Origin of the sequence: Paenibacillus sp. D9 (genome assembly GCF_001188365.1) — a bacterium.
GTDB classification, from domain to species: Bacteria; Bacillota; Bacilli; order Paenibacillales; family Paenibacillaceae; genus Paenibacillus_O; species Paenibacillus_O humicus.
In genome coordinates this window covers 2,665,710-2,680,084 of sequence record NZ_JZEJ01000001.1, presented here as the reverse complement: position 1 = coordinate 2,680,084, position 14,375 = coordinate 2,665,710, and the positions used below count along the sequence as shown (strand labels likewise).

Below are 14,375 nucleotides of genomic sequence, written 5' to 3'. Positions count from 1 at the left end.
TCTGTAGAAGGAGATCCGCTCCGGCTAGAAACGGATTTACAACGTAACAATGTTATGTTACGTTATTAGCAGCAAGGGAGGCTGCCTCATGGAGGAAGACTTGATTTCCAAGAAAGAACTGCTGGAGATGACCGGCATCTCCTATGGACAGCTGTACCGGTGGAAGCGCAAGCAGCTGCTGCCGGAGGATTGGTTTATCCGCAGATCCGCGTTTACAGGGCAGGAAACCTTTTTCCCCCGCCAGCAAGTGCTGGGACGCATCCGTCAGATCATGAACATGAAGGAAGGCCTGTCGCTGGACGAGATGGCGGATCTGTTCTCGCCGGCTCCGGCAGAGGTGGATTTGAGCCGTGGAGATCTTCTTTCGCGCAACATTGTTTCGCGAACGGCGCTGGAGTACAGCGAGCCCTACCTGGGGACGCCGCATACGTACAGCTTCCAGCAGATGCTGATTTTGTACGTGTTCGACTGCAGCCTACAGACAGGACAGATTCATTTGGAAGAGGGCAAGGCCATGCTGGCCGTGCTGCTGGATAATCTTGGCCGGCTGGAGGAGTATGAAGGCGAGCTGGTGCTGCTGCGCAAAATGGGCATGTCTTTTGCCTTGCTTCTGTCCGGGGACCGGGAATTCTATGCGGAGAAGGATGCCAAGATCGCGCTGCGCATCCCGATCGCGAAGAAGACCGAAGAGCTGAAGCTGAAACTATCGGCCCAGGAAGGGCGAATGGAGGATTCAAATGGGAACGAGGAATGATTTGATCATCACCGGAATCGGCGTATCCTCCGGCGGAGACGTTGGAGCGGTTCAGATCGACGGGGTGGGCACGATAAACGGAGCTCTGTCCTGCGAAGAGGAATTCGTCGTGAACGGCAAGGCGACGGTGAAGGGCGGCGTGGAGGCGCGGAAGACCGTCATCAATGGAATGGTGACGATTGAAGGGCCGCTTCGGACGGAAGGATGCACGGTTGAAGGCAAGCTCAAGCTGGAGGGGAACTTGGCGGCGGAGTCGATCGGGATCAACGGCAGCGTCACCGTCCACGGGAGCGTCGAGGCGGAGAGGCTGGCCTCGAACGGCAAGCTGCAGATGGACTCGCTCAATGCGGACGAGATCAAGCTTATGCTGCAAGGAAGCAGCAGCATCCGCGAGATCGGAGGCGGCACGATCGAGGTCATCGAGCTGGAGAAATCGTCTTCAAGGTGGCTGAAGCTGCTGCCGATGTCGTTGGAGAACAGTCTCACCGCGCAAGTCATCGAAGGCGATCATATCTACCTGGAGAACACGGCGGCCGGAGTGGTGCGCGGCGCAGTCGTCCGCATCGGACCGGGCTGCGAGATCGGCCTGGTGGAATACAAGGAGAGCTTCGAGCTGTCGGATGGCTCCGTTGTGAAAAGTAATGCCCGGCTGTAGCGCCGAAAGGAGGGATTGGCCGTGAATAAGGATTCTGCAAGCCCTTACCAGGGAAATCTGAAGCTGACGGGAACCTCCTCTACGTTGGGAGGCAGCTACGATAAGGTCCGGATCGTCGGCGATGCCGTCGTGAGCGGCGGCATCGCATGCAGCGAGATGAGATGCATCGGCACGTACGACATCAAGGGCAGTCTCGGCGCGGGGAGCATCCGGCTCGTAGGCGACGGGGTCTCGGAAGCTCTGCGCGCCGGAACGGTGAAGCTGACCGGGAAGGCGATCGTCGGACGGGATGCCGAGATCGGCGAGCTGGCGGGAGCGGGGGATGTCGAGGTGGGCGGCGCTCTCAAGGCCGGGGACATCAGCCTGCGCGGCAGCTTGAGAGTCGAGGGAGATTGCGGAGCGGAGCGGTTCCGGCCTAAAGGGATGTTCGCGATCGGCGGCCTGCTGAACGCCGGGGACATCGACATCAAGCTGTACCAGAACTCCTCGGCCAAGGAAATCGGAGGCGGAAGGATCGAGGTCGCTCGCGGAAGCGTCATTAGTCCGCTCAGCCTCGTTTTCCGTCCTTCGTCGGATGCGGTCCTTGAGGCTTCCATCATCGAAGGCGACGATATTCATCTTGAGCATACCCGCGCAGGGATCGTGCGGGGCAGCCGAATCACGATCGGGGAAGGCTGCGACATCGGCCAGGTGGAATATAAGGAACGGCTCGATGTGAAGCGCGGCGCTACGGTGGGGGAGCAGCGGAAGGTCTGACCTTTTTCGCTGGAAGCAAGCGAGAGACGTGTGAACAAGGAGTCGTTATAGGCGATGCCTAACCGTACAGGAATGGAAAGGCCGCTCCAAGGCGAGCGTATTTGAACCCCAAGAAGAGACGCAAAAAGAACATACGAATCCCGTATGTTCTTTTTGCGTCTCTTTGATTAATAACTGTCATGCAGCGATAAATGCGCTTCTTAATACTATATGACTAAATAATGAAAATTTTATTTTTTAAAAATAAACCATTAGAACCAAATCAAATAGTTCTAGAAGATCATTCCATTATCCAGTATATAACATATAATAAAATTGTAATTAAATCCCAAATTAAAAAGGGAAGTAAACTAATGAAAAACAAATTTTTGAAGATTGTGGGTACGACTACTTTGGCTATTTCACTTATTACTGGAGCCTCCAGCGCTGTTTTGGCAAATGCAGATACAGCATCCAAAGAAGGAAATAAGGCTATTGAAATTACTCCCTATGCAATAAAGGATACACTTACTTGGGATTTACTAGGAAATAAAACCGACCCAACAAATAGCTTTAGTGTGACAATTGGAGCTCCAAATATTAAGCTATATGCAAAAAATACAGGAACTGCATCATTTAGAGTCGAAGTAAAACACAATAGCAAGAATACGGTTATCTTTAATGAAACCATTTCTGCAGATGGAACAGGAAAAGAATTTATTAATAATGATAGTAATCCACTTGTTCCTTCTGGCACTTATACAGTGACTATATACGGTGGATCAGGTCTACCAAAAGGGCAAATTGTACTTAAAAGTTCTGACACTAAGTGGTGAAATAGAAGTAAGAAAATAGCGTTATGATCTTGCAATACAGATACAACACGTGTTGTATCTGTATTGTTTTTTAATTTGTGCACAAAAGTATCAAAGGACTCACGCAGTTAGCATGTTATAATAGTTTGATTCGTGAAAGAAGGGAGAAAAATGAACAAAAAGACATCGGGAACAAAGCGATTGTATTTAGACGGAATCAGGGGACTTGCGGCATTTGCCGTGGTTGTTTCGCACTACATCCAAGTGTTTTATCCGGCTGCGTTAAATGGAAAACCGCAGCAGGCTCATTTCAAGTGGGATGTCTGGTACGGCCATTCTCCCGTCAATTTATTTTTTAACGGTCAATTTGCCGTTTGTCTGTTTTTTGTGCTGAGCGGTTATGTGCTCAGCGTTAAAATGGTTGAAAAAGAAATGGATAGCGATACCTATCTAAAGATGCTGCAATCCAGCGCCGTACGAAGGTACATTCGGCTAGCTGTGCCGGCGGCTGTTTCAGTATTGCTTGTGTATGTAGCCCTTATTATGAATGCCTTTCATCTCCAAGAAATAGGGGGAACAACATGGACGGATATGAAAAAGAATTATTACGCTTTGGATACCAATCCATATACCGTTATGAAGGCCGCTATTTTTGATCCGTTTTTCCGGTTTGAAGCCCATCCTTACAATCCAGTCCTTTGGACCATGAGCTATGAGCTGGCAGGTTCTTTTTTGATTTTCGGTTTTCTTGCTTTATTTGGACGACTAAGAAAAAGATGGATCGTATATGCGGTCTTATCCATTGCTTTGATTCAAACCTATTTTGTCGCTTTTTTGTGGGGAATGCTGCTTGCCGATCTGCTCAAGCACAAATGGGTCCAAACTAAAATAGCGCCGGTACTTGGGCTTTTATTGGGAATTTACTTAGGTTCGGCGCCTTATACTCCATTAATGGGCACGATGTACGAACCGATAGAAATAGGAATTAAATATATCAATGAATGGATTCAATTCAATATCGATCCGCGACTTCTTGCACGAACACTAGGTTCTGTCCTTATTTTGTTTGCACTGCTTCGTCTAAAAGTGCTGCAGCATCTGTTTGGGTGGGGAAAGCTTGCTTATTTAGGGAAGGTTTCATTTTCTCTTTATCTCATTCATTTCACTTTCCTGAATACGTTCTCCGCGTTTATGTTCAGTAAAGTGATTCATCATTTCAGCTATAATCTTGCCTATGCCATTACGTTTACTGTTTCGATGGTTCCCTTATTTATTTTGTCTCACTATTATATGAAATATATCGATCAAGGCGCATTGAAACTAGCTCGCCTGGTTGAAAAAAAGATGGCCGCATCGAAGGATAAACGCAAAGCGAAAGCCGACGACTCTGTGTTTTTTGGATAGATTATAGCGGCTTTGTGTGCTGCATAAAGGGGTTCAACTTGCGCGCCAGGTGTGGTACAACTAGGAAAACGCCGAATCGAGGTGCTATCGTTGAACGTGCAGCCTTTGCCTTTGCCGGATGCCGAACCCCTGTCCGAGCCGATGATCGATGCCTATCTGGATCGCATCGGGTATTCGGGCTCGCGCGAGGCGAACGCCGAGACGCTTTTTGCCCTTCAGAAATGCCATGTCCATACGGTTCCTTACGAAACCTTGGATGTCGTGGGCCGCATCCCGATCTCTCTGTCGATCCAAGATCTGTACGACAAGATCGTCAGGCGCCGCCGGGGCGGCTACTGCTTCGAGCAGAACGCGTTGTTCGGGGCTCTGCTGCAAGCGCTGGGCTTCCGGGTGACGAGCTACTTTGGCCGCTTCTGGAGGGACGAGAGAGCGCTGCCTCCGAAGCGGCGCCATCATATCCTGCAGGTCGCAGTGGAAGGGCAGCGGTACATGTGCGATGTCGGCGCAGGCGCCGGGTCGCCGATCTACCCCTTGATCATCCAGGAAGGAACCGTGCAGGAGCAGGACGCGGAAGCCTACCGCTTCACTCGGGACGAGGTCTACGGCTGGATGCTCTGGGAGCGGAAGCGGGGCGAGTGGGACTGGGTGTACAGCTTTGCGGAGGAACCGCATCTTCCGATGGATTTCGCCGCCGCATCGTTCTGGTGCGAGCACGCCCCCGACTCGCCGTTCCGGCAGGAGAACAAGGCTTCGATTCGGACTCCGCATGGCCGCAACACGCTGCTCGGAGGTGAATTCCGCATCTTCGAGCTCGATTCGGTTCGGATAGAGACGCCAGCCGATGAGGAGAAGTATGCGGAGGCGCTGGAGAGATGCTTCGGCATTACGCTCGCCCGGCGGGACCCGAGCGGTGGTTGAGCGGGTCGTTCCGCAAGCGGAGAAATAGGGATGTTGAGCAAGCCTCGACAGATGTCGGCTTAAGGCGATGACGCCGCTTCTTCGCCGCATCAAGATCTTGTTGCAGCCGGCCAGCTGAAAAACCACTATCCGAATGGGCTTCGTCGAACCGGCTTGGCCGGTACTTGGAACAAGAGCCGCTAGAGATCAAAAAAAAGGACGTCCCTTCTGCTGGCACCAGCTTGGAACATCCGATAACGGACAACTACTAATAACCGTAGATGGAAGTGTTCACATGAGTGAGCGAATTTTTCCGTCCTATTTCTTGAGTTTAGGGTAAATAGGAACGAATAAGACGAATTTTCCGTCTTATTCCTTGAGTTTAAGGTAACTTTGCAGCTGGAATAAAAAGTGGACACTACTTTTAAGCAGATTTCCTAAAGGTGTCCGTTACCGATTGTCTACTTTCTTGACGTAGGTCCATCCGAATCGTTAAATGGCCGCTAGAACAGTTTTTTTCGAATTATCGGACATATGATCCATTATTCGCGCGTTCGACCTGCAATCAGGGTTAAATCGGGAAAAAGCGGAACCAATGTCCGATAAATCTTTTTTCAGGTCATTCTGACTGAAATAGCGGAACCAATGTCCGATAAATCTGTATTTCTGCCCTTTTGGCCAAAATAGCGGAACCAATGTCCGGAACATCTTCCTTTAAAGCTCCGCGAGCTTGATATCGCCGATCCGGTCGACCGTCATGTCGGCCTCCGACAGATCCTGATTGCCGGAGTTGGGGTTGATGAAGCCGATCGCCCGCATGCCGGCAGCCTTGGCGGCCCTCACGCCGTTGCGCGAGTCTTCCAGCACGACGCAGTCGGCAGGCTGGATGCCTAGCACGGACGCCGCTTCCAGGTAGACGTCGGGAGCCGGCTTGCCCTGTGGGACTTCCTCGCCGCTGACGATGCAGCCGAAATAATCGGCCAGGCCGAATTTTCCCAGCACCGCTTCGATGAAGACGCGCGGGGAGGAAGAGGCCAGGCCGATTGCGACTCCACAGGATCTGAGCTCATCCAGCAGCTCCCGGATGCCTTCGATGGGCTCTATATCCAGCTTGTCCAGCTCCTGAAGCTTGTCCTTGAGCTGGTAGTCGATGATCTCCTCGGTCGAATGGGGGAAGCCGTACTGTTCCTTAATTGCCTTCCACATGGCGGGATTGGTCATGCCCACATAAGGCTCGAGCTCGGTCTGCGTAATCTCCGCTCCAAGATAGGCCATCACTCTGATGTCCACGTCGAAGTGAAGCGGCTCGCTGTCGATGATGACCCCGTCCATGTCGAACAAAAATGCTTTTATCATGCGGCTTCGCCTCCGGATAGGGATATATTTGATGCTGGAAATCAGGCCTGTCTTCCGCCGTTAGGCGGCTTCTCTGATTCTCATTTTGGCATTGCTTGGTGAGGTCTCTCTGATAGGCTTCATAGCTTCCATATAACGGGCCTTGGCGCCCGCTAAGCGACCGGAGTGCCGCAAGGCACATCGCTGTCGGGACGAAGCAGCACGACGTCGCCTTCCTCCGGACAGCCGCCCAGCACGAGCACCTCGGACCGGAAGCCGGCGATGCGCCGCGGCGGGAAGTTCACGACAGCGGCGACTTGCCGCCCGATCAGCTCCTCTGGAGCATAACGCTTTGTGATCTGCGCCGAGGACTGCTTGAGGCCGAGCTCCCCGAAATCAATGGTCAGCTTGATCGCCGGCTTGCGCGCCTCGGGAAAAGGTTCGGCCGTCCGGATCGTGCCGATGCGGATGTCCAATTTTAAAAAGTCCTCCAAACCAGCTTCCATTCCTTCGGCCTCCTTACAATCGATTGAATGCCAACAACTTTCCGCCGGGAAGCGTCGGCTGTGGGAATCGACGGCTCCTGGCGGCCTTTCAAGTCCGCGCTGCCGCCGCGGCTTCCATGGCTTCCCACTCTTCCCGCAGGATGCCCATCCGAATGGAGTCGTAATACTCGCCGTTCCAGTACCGGCATTTGCGCAACCGTGCCTCCATCGTCATGCCGAGCTTTTCGCCGACACGGATCATCCGCTTGTTGCCGGACCAGGTCGTATAACCGACACGCACTAGCGGCATCGAAGAGAACATTTCCCTCATGAGCAGGCGGATGGCCTCGGTGCCGTAGCCTCCGCTCCAGTATTGCGGTTCATAGATGACAATGCCCATTTCCGACCACAAGGAAGGCTCATGCTCCCAGTAAAAGCCGGCTGTGCCGATGACCGATCCGGCCGTTTCGATGACCCACCGGTTCTGCGCGAAAGCGTCCTTGTCGCTCAGGAATTCTTCGTAAGGAACCGGATTATGCTCATAATAAGGGGCATCCCATTTTTTCCATTCCGGATCCTCGTCCTTGTAAGCAAGCTCCCAGATGCGAAATAGATCCCTGTCTTCGATTTTTCGCAAAATGACCTCTGAATGCATGACCAAACCGCCATCCCCCGTTTTATATACTGTAATTGGAACCGGCATCCGGTTGGACCTGCCTGCCGCGGCCGCTGCAAGCGGCCGTTCCTTCCTAGACGGGACACACTCGGCTAGAGTTGCAACCCTTTAAATTGCATCGCGCATTGACTGCACCCCGCATAGGATCGCACCAAACATTAATTGCATTCCGCATTGAGTGCACCCCGCATTGATCGCACCAAACATTAATTGCACTCCGCATTGACTGCACTCCGGATTTGACTGCACTCCGCATTGACTGCGCCCTGCATTGACTGCATTCCGCTTAAGCATCCCGCTTAGATTTCATCCAGACTTCGAGTGAGCCCCGTGCTTTCTTGCATTCGGCACTCTTTTGCTTCGAGCTCCGCCCGCATGCAGCATCCAGTCCATATGATTTTCGGCCCCAAGCGGCGGAAGTTCTACACCAGCCTGCGAAATTGGGACGGAGGAACGCCGACGAGCTTTTTGAAATGCTTGTAGAAATGCGCCGTATCCCAGTAACCGACCGCTTTGGCGATGTCATGGGTTTTCATCCCCGTGCCGCGAAGCAGCTCCATCGCCTTGTCGATCCGCACCCGGTGCAGGCAGTCGGAGAAGCTGTGGCCGGTCTCTTTGTGGATGAGCTGGCCGAGATAGACCGGATTGACATGGTAGGCGGCGCCGAGCGTTTTGAGCGAATAGTCGTGCATGTAAGAAGTCTGGATTTCAGCCAGAATCTGGCGCACGACCGGGCTTTGCTCCTGCCTGGCGCCAAGCGCCTGCAAGGCGGTCCGGGCGGTGCGCCGCACCTGCTCCTTCAGCTCAGCGAGGGAATTGCAGCGGTACAGATCGGCGGCGGCTCCCTGAAAGGGAGGAAGATCCCCCTGCTGAAGCGCATCCCCTGCCTGCCGCTTCAATTCCAGCACCATCTCCGCTGCACCCAGCCGGACATCCTCGGGCCGAACATGGGAGCTGCCGGCCAATTCATCCAGGTCTCGGCTGATTTTCTCCAGCAAAGCCTCCTCGTCCAGCGCAAGCAGCAGCCTGCCGTACGTTTCGATCTGAATGGAGGGGCGTGCCGGACCGCAAGACGGATCCTCGGAAACGGCTGCAACCTCCTCATAAGCGAGAAGCATCTTCTCCGGATGAAGGAGAGCGTACTCCAGAGAGGTCTGCGCCTTGCGGTAAGAAAGCGGGGCTTGGCCGAAGCCTATCTCCGCCGTACCCGCTCCGATGCGCAGAGGACGGCGGATCGGCGACCCCAACTCCCGCCTAAGCGCCAGCAGCAGAGAATGGGCCTGCCTCAGCGTTCCGGCCTCTGCGTCCGGAAGTCCGAGCAGGATGACAAGGCGGTCGTTGTCGTCGAGGAACAGCAGATGAGGCCTGCCGGTCTGCCCCAGCCAGGCCGAGGCGGCGGAGCGGATATTCTCCGGGGAACAGGCTTCGGGCATCGAGCCGCCGGCAGGTCTGCTTGAGGAGGATGCTGCCGAGGCATCTCCAGCCGCAGCGTCACAGGCCTCTCCTGCAGCGTCCCATGCTGCAACGGCAGCAAGAACGCACGGGCTGTCCAGCTTGAGTCCCAGGAATTCCGCCCGCGCCTCCCATTGCTCGGCGCTGATGCGGCCGTTCATCCAGCGGTACATGATGTTGTCGCGGACAAGCTCCACCTGCTCGCCGGTGAGCGCTTCGATTCGGGCGCGGTTCAGCTTCTCCACCGTGGCGCGCAGCGTTTCGGCCAGCTCCTCCATGTCGATCGGCTTGAGCAGATAGTTTTCGATGCCCAGGCGCATGCCTTCCCTTACGTAGTCGAATTCGCTGTACCCGCTCAAAATGATGCATTTCAGAGCCGGATTCCGGCTGCGGCAGGCGCGGATGAGCTCAATCCCGTTCATCTCCGGCATGGAGATATCCGTGATCAGAATATCGACTGCCGCCTCGGAAGCTTCCATGTCCTGCAGCGCCAGAAGGCCGTCCTCGGATTCGCCGGCCAGCCTCAGCTGCAGGGAAGTCCAGTCGACGAGGCGGGCGAGGCCTTCCAGGATGAACGGCTCGTCATCTACGATCCAGACGTTGTACATGATCTTCCTCCTTTGCATAGAGGGGCAGGCGGAGCGTGATCCGCGTGCCTTTGCCCTTTTGGCTGGCCAGGCTGAGGCCGTAGCCGTCGCCGAATTGAAGCCGGATGCGCTCGTTCACGTTGCGCAGACCGATGGAAGACCCGGCAGCCGGACCGCTGACTGCTGGCGGCGGCGCTATGGACGCCCCGTCGGCGGGAGACGAGTCCACGGCTCCGCCATGCGAGCGTCCCGCGAGCTGCTTCTGGATGGCGAGCAGACGGTCGATCTCCATGCCTTTGCCGTTATCCTCCACCTCGATGATCAGGCAGAACTCGCCGTTCGCCTCTTCCTTCCGGGCGGAGATGTCGATCCGGTTATCCGGCGACTTCGGGTTGAACCCGTGCACGACGGCGTTCTCCGCCAGCGGCTGCAGGCAGAGCTTCAGCAGCGGAGCTTCGCGGAGGCTATCCTCGATCTTGATGGAATAGTGGAGCTTGTCACGATGACGAATGCGATGCAGCTCCAGGTATTGGCGGCAGTAAGCCATCTCGTCCTCCAGCCTGACAATCGTCTCGGGCCGCACGGAATAACGGAAGAGGGAGGCGAGCACGAACGTCATTTCGCCGACGTCGTCGGCTCCCTGGATCATGGCGCGCATCCGGATCGCCTCCAGCGTGTTGTAGAGAAAATGCGGGTTGATCTGCGCCTGCAGCGCCATCAGCTCGGCCTGCTTTTGCCTGGCATCCGACACATAGACCTGATCGATATAGGCGCGCAGCTCCTCCAGCATGCCGTTGAAGGTCGAGGAAATCTCGCCGAGCTCGTCCTGGCTCCCCACCGGCACCCGAATCGAGAGATTGCCCTGCTTGGCCTGCTTCATCGCCCGGATGAGAATCCTTGTTCTGCGCGCGTGCCGGTAGACGGCGCCGTAAGCGAGACCGATCATGATGAGGATGCCCAGAGCGGTCAGCGTGAACAGCTTGAGCTTGAGCCCCTTGTACTGCCGCTCCATCTCGGCGGCCGGCACGATCGCGCCGACGAACAGATTGCTTCGCGGCGTCCAAAGGGCGGACGTATAGGAAGCCCGGTCGAGCTTGGCGTACCCTTGGGAAGCGAGCAGCGGCTGCATGTGCGGATAGCTGCCATGCCACTTGCCGGAGGAGTCGAACAGCACCTGCCCGTTCGGATAGAGGACGAGCTGGGAGCCCATCGCGGTGCCGGGATCGCTGCGCAGCAGGTTTCGAATGCCCTCGGCGCTGTAAGTGACGAGCAGGGCGCCTTCATTTTGCAGCGTATCCGGATCGTTGATATCGAAAGTGAAGGTATAATCGCCGCTGCCAAGACCGAGGATCGAGTTCAGCCCGGCCGTTCGGGAGCTTGCCGTCCGGCTGCCGCGCATGGCGTCGATCGCACGCTGAACGTCGTCTCCGTCGCGGCTGATCCAGCTGATTCCCTGCGTGTTGCTGCTGTTGAACACGAAGAAGAAGCGCTGGCTGCGGCTGTACAAGGCGATCTGGCGGATGTCGTCCTTCTTCTTCATCTGGGCCCGGACATAGGTCTCGATGTTCCGGTCCTCCGAGCCGCCGGAGGCGATATATTGGTTCAGCCGGTTCTGGATATAAGAAGGAAAGTCGTAGCGGAGGCAGTAGAGCAGATCGCTCAGCACCGGCTGGTTCTGATAGAGAGTCAGCATGATGTCCTGCGCCTGGTCGAGCCGCTGGTCCAGGTAGCGGCTGACGCTGCCCGCCGTCTCGGCCTGCAGCCCGCGCTCCTTGCCCAGCACGGAGTCCCGCGAATAGCTGTACACAAGCGCTCCCAGCGAGCAGAAGGTGACGATCGTGACGAGGGAAAAAACGAGGATGATGCCGTTGAACAGCTTGGAACGGAAATAGATATGGTAGATTTCGGTCAGTTTGGCCAAGTCCGGTTCCCTCCAGCGTCAGTATGCAGCCAGCCTTACCATAGCATGAAGGGGATAGGCGGGCAATGGAATCGGAGGCGCCGGGAAGCGGCTTGGCGGGATTACCTTTAATCTGTACATCAAAGCTAAAGTATCGTCTCTACTTGGGCGCAAATCCGCCGTGCTACAGTTGAAGGGCCGGTAATACCGAGGCAAACTTCGGAAGGGGGACAACACATGAATAGGCTTGCAACCGCATTCCGGGATCTACGGCGGAACGGCGCGTTCCTCCTGATGGTGCTGCCGGGAGCCGCCTGGTTCATCCTGTTCTGCTATCTGCCGATGCCGGGGGCGATCTTCGCTTTCAAGGAGTTCCGCGTCGATCTTGGCGGCGGATTTTTCGGAGCGATCTTCCGCTCGGAATGGGTCGGATTCAAAAACTTCGAATTCCTGTTCAAAGCCCATGACGCTTATATCATTACGAGAAACACGGTTCTCTACAATCTCGTGTTCATCGTCCTCGGTCTCGTCTGCTCGGTCGCGATGGCGCTGCTGCTCTTCCAGCTGACGCAGAAGCGGCTCGCCAAGCTGTACCAGACGGCGATGTTCATGCCTTATTTCCTTTCTTGGGTCATCGTCAGCTACTTCACGTTCAGCTTCCTGAGCGTGGACAAGGGCGTCGTCAACCAGCTGCTCGGCACGCTCGGCGTCCAGCCGATCGACTGGTATTCCGATCCCAAGTATTGGCCGTACATCCTCGTGTTCATGAACCTGTGGAAGGGAGTCGGCTACTCCAGCGTCATCTATCTGGCGGCCATCGCAGGCATCGACAAAACCTATTACGAGGCGGCGATGATCGATGGAGCGAGCAAATGGCAGCAGACCTTGCGCATTACGCTGCCGCTCATCCGGCCGATGATGATCATCCTCACGATCCTGGCGGTCGGCGGCATTTTCAGGGCGGACTTCGGCTTGTTCTTCCAGATTCCGCGAGATTCCGGAGCGCTCTTCCCGGTCACCAACGTCATCGATACGTATGTCTACCGCTCGCTCAAGGTGCTGGGAGACTTCGGCATGAGCACCGCAGCCGGCCTGTATCAGTCCGTCGTCGGCCTGATCCTCGTGCTGACCACGAACAAGATCGTTAAAAAAATCAATGAAGAGCAGGCGTTGTTCTGATGAGCATGATCCCGAAAACCGCAGGCGCCGCCGCTGTGCCGGCCGGAACGAGCCGCCGCAGCCGCGACTTCCACCGCCTCTCGCCGTTCTGGAACACCATTTTCCATCTCGTATCCGGGGGTTTCGCTCTGGCCTGCGTGTTCCCGTTCCTTTTCGTCGTCATCATTTCCCTGACGAGGGAGCAGTCGCTGCTCGAGGTCGGCTACCGGATCATTCCGGATGCCTTGAGCCTTAGCGCTTACCGCTATATTTTCCAAACGGGCGACCAGCTGCTGCAATCCTATCTCGTCACGATTACCATCACGGTGCTGGGAACGCTGCTTACGGTCGTGATGACGACTCTGTATGCGTACGCATTATCCCGAAAAAGCTTCAAGTACCGCGGTTTCTTCTCGTTTCTGGCCTTCTTCACGATGCTGTTCAGCGGCGGCCTCGTGCCGACGTACATCGTCGTGACGCAGTTCCTGCACCTCAAGGATACGCTGTGGGCGCTCATCCTGCCGATGGCGATGAACGCCTTCAACATTCTCGTGCTGCGCACGTTTTTCCAGACGATGGTGCCCGATCCGATCATCGAGTCCGGCAAAATCGACGGAGCGGGGGAGTTCCGCGCGCTGTTCAGCCTCGTGCTGCCGATCTCGCTGCCCGGACTCGCCACGATCGCCCTGTTCAGCACGCTGGGCTACTGGAACGACTGGTTCAACGCGCTGCTCTACATCGACTCCAACCAGCTCGTTCCGCTGCAGGCGCTGCTGATGCGGATTCAGAACAGCATGCAGTTCATCATCCAGAACTCGTCGCTGCTGAGCAGCGGCCAGAGCAAGGAGATGATCCGCTCGCTGCCGCAGGAGACGTCGCGGATGGCGATGGTCGTGCTGGCCACCGGCCCGATCGTGCTGGCGTATCCGTTCTTCCAGCGGTATTTCATCCAGGGGCTGACGATCGGGGCTGTGAAGGACTGAGCGGCTGCTTCAGGCTGCTCGGATCAAAGGCTGAAGAGCGTTGGATGCCGCTCGCGCCGGTGCTGAAGACCGAGTGCCGCTCGGCGCCGGTGCTGAAGACCGAGTGATGCCGCTCCGCGCCGGGGCTGATGACAACGTGCTGCCGCTCCGCGCCAGGGCTGGTCGGAGTGATGCCGCTCCGCAGGCGGATGGCCGTTCCGATCGCTGTTGAAGTCCGGATTTCCTCGATTAGATGAAGTTCAAGGTGGAAATCCGGCCTTCAAAGGCGAACGCTGACGCTTCTCCACGGCCATCTCGCCTGCTCCGGGCATCCGCTTCAGCCCAATAGGCATCGGCCGTCGCCGCGCAGCCCGCTCCGGCTTTATGGATTCGTGCCGCAGCCGTTCCGCGCAGCCGCGCTCCGGCTTTATGGATTCATGCCGCAGCCGTCGCCACGCAGCCACGCTCCGGCTTTATGGATTCGTGTCGCAGCCGTTGCCGCGCAGCCACGCTCCGGCTTTATGGATTCATGCCGCAGCCGTCGCCGCGCAGCCCGCTCC

13 protein-coding genes are annotated in these 14,375 nt (G+C 56.1%); 8 read left to right on the top strand and 5 right to left on the bottom strand.

Annotated features, from left to right (window positions below):
• The first annotated feature begins 88 nt into the window (after window positions 1-88).
• The 6 genes from VE23_RS12265 to VE23_RS12245 all read left to right on the top strand — a co-directional run bounded on the left by VE23_RS12265 (window position 89) and on the right by VE23_RS12245 (window position 5,281).
• On the top strand, window positions 89-754 hold the full coding sequence (locus VE23_RS12265; RefSeq protein ID WP_048748802.1) for a YhbD family protein: 666 nt from the start codon (window positions 89-91) through the stop codon (window positions 752-754).
• Complete coding sequence (locus VE23_RS12260; protein ID WP_048748801.1) at window positions 738-1,409, top strand: polymer-forming cytoskeletal protein; 672 nt, start codon at window positions 738-740, stop codon at window positions 1,407-1,409. Before VE23_RS12265 ends, VE23_RS12260 begins: the two co-directional genes overlap by 17 nt.
• A gap of 21 nt (window positions 1,410-1,430) precedes the next feature.
• Window positions 1,431-2,165 carry a hypothetical protein gene (locus tag VE23_RS12255; protein WP_048748799.1) on the top strand — a complete coding sequence of 245 codons (735 nt, stop codon included), beginning with the start codon at window positions 1,431-1,433 and terminating at the stop codon, window positions 2,163-2,165.
• Window positions 2,166-2,518: 353 nt separating this feature from the next.
• Complete coding sequence (locus VE23_RS25830; protein ID WP_084781420.1) at window positions 2,519-2,980, top strand: hypothetical protein; 462 nt, start codon at window positions 2,519-2,521, stop codon at window positions 2,978-2,980.
• 150 nt (window positions 2,981-3,130) lie between these two features.
• Entirely contained in the window at window positions 3,131-4,363 is a 1,233-nt protein-coding gene (locus VE23_RS12250; RefSeq protein ID WP_049868089.1) for an acyltransferase family protein, read from the top strand.
• Window positions 4,364-4,459: 96 nt separating this feature from the next.
• The gene (locus VE23_RS12245; RefSeq protein WP_332310169.1) at window positions 4,460-5,281 is read left to right on the top strand and encodes an arylamine N-acetyltransferase family protein; all 822 of its coding nucleotides are present in this window, start codon (window positions 4,460-4,462) and stop codon (window positions 5,279-5,281) included.
• Between the two features lie 693 nt (window positions 5,282-5,974).
• On the opposite strand, the gene VE23_RS12240 is transcribed toward VE23_RS12245, so the two are convergent.
• The 5 genes from VE23_RS12240 to VE23_RS12220 all read right to left on the bottom strand — a co-directional run bounded on the left by VE23_RS12240 (window position 5,975) and on the right by VE23_RS12220 (window position 11,716).
• A complete protein-coding gene (locus VE23_RS12240; RefSeq protein ID WP_049868088.1) occupies window positions 5,975-6,616 on the bottom strand; it encodes an HAD family hydrolase in 642 nt (213 codons plus the stop codon).
• A 152-nt stretch (window positions 6,617-6,768) separates the two neighbouring features.
• Window positions 6,769-7,101 (bottom strand): chaperone CsaA, encoded by a 333-nt coding sequence (gene csaA, locus VE23_RS12235; protein WP_049868087.1) that lies wholly within the window; start codon window positions 7,099-7,101, stop codon window positions 6,769-6,771.
• 88 nt (window positions 7,102-7,189) lie between these two features.
• The gene (locus VE23_RS12230; protein WP_374725883.1) at window positions 7,190-7,741 is read right to left on the bottom strand and encodes a GNAT family N-acetyltransferase; all 552 of its coding nucleotides are present in this window, start codon (window positions 7,739-7,741) and stop codon (window positions 7,190-7,192) included.
• Window positions 7,742-8,178: 437 nt separating this feature from the next.
• The gene (locus VE23_RS12225; RefSeq protein WP_049868086.1) at window positions 8,179-9,816 is read right to left on the bottom strand and encodes a response regulator; all 1,638 of its coding nucleotides are present in this window, start codon (window positions 9,814-9,816) and stop codon (window positions 8,179-8,181) included.
• Window positions 9,791-11,716, bottom strand: coding sequence for a sensor histidine kinase (locus VE23_RS12220; RefSeq protein WP_049868085.1), 1,926 nt, complete (start codon window positions 11,714-11,716; stop codon window positions 9,791-9,793). The genes VE23_RS12225 and VE23_RS12220 overlap by 26 nt, the downstream gene beginning before the upstream one ends.
• 216 nt (window positions 11,717-11,932) lie before the next feature.
• Here VE23_RS12220 and VE23_RS12215 point away from each other — a divergent pair, with 216 nt between their 5' ends.
• The gene (locus tag VE23_RS12215; protein ID WP_048746705.1) at window positions 11,933-12,874 is read left to right on the top strand and encodes an ABC transporter permease; all 942 of its coding nucleotides are present in this window, start codon (window positions 11,933-11,935) and stop codon (window positions 12,872-12,874) included.
• On the top strand, window positions 12,874-13,836 hold the full coding sequence (locus VE23_RS12210) for a carbohydrate ABC transporter permease (protein ID WP_232313054.1): 963 nt from the start codon (window positions 12,874-12,876) through the stop codon (window positions 13,834-13,836). The genes VE23_RS12215 and VE23_RS12210 overlap by 1 nt, the downstream gene beginning before the upstream one ends.
• The last annotated feature ends 539 nt before the right edge of the window (window positions 13,837-14,375 follow it).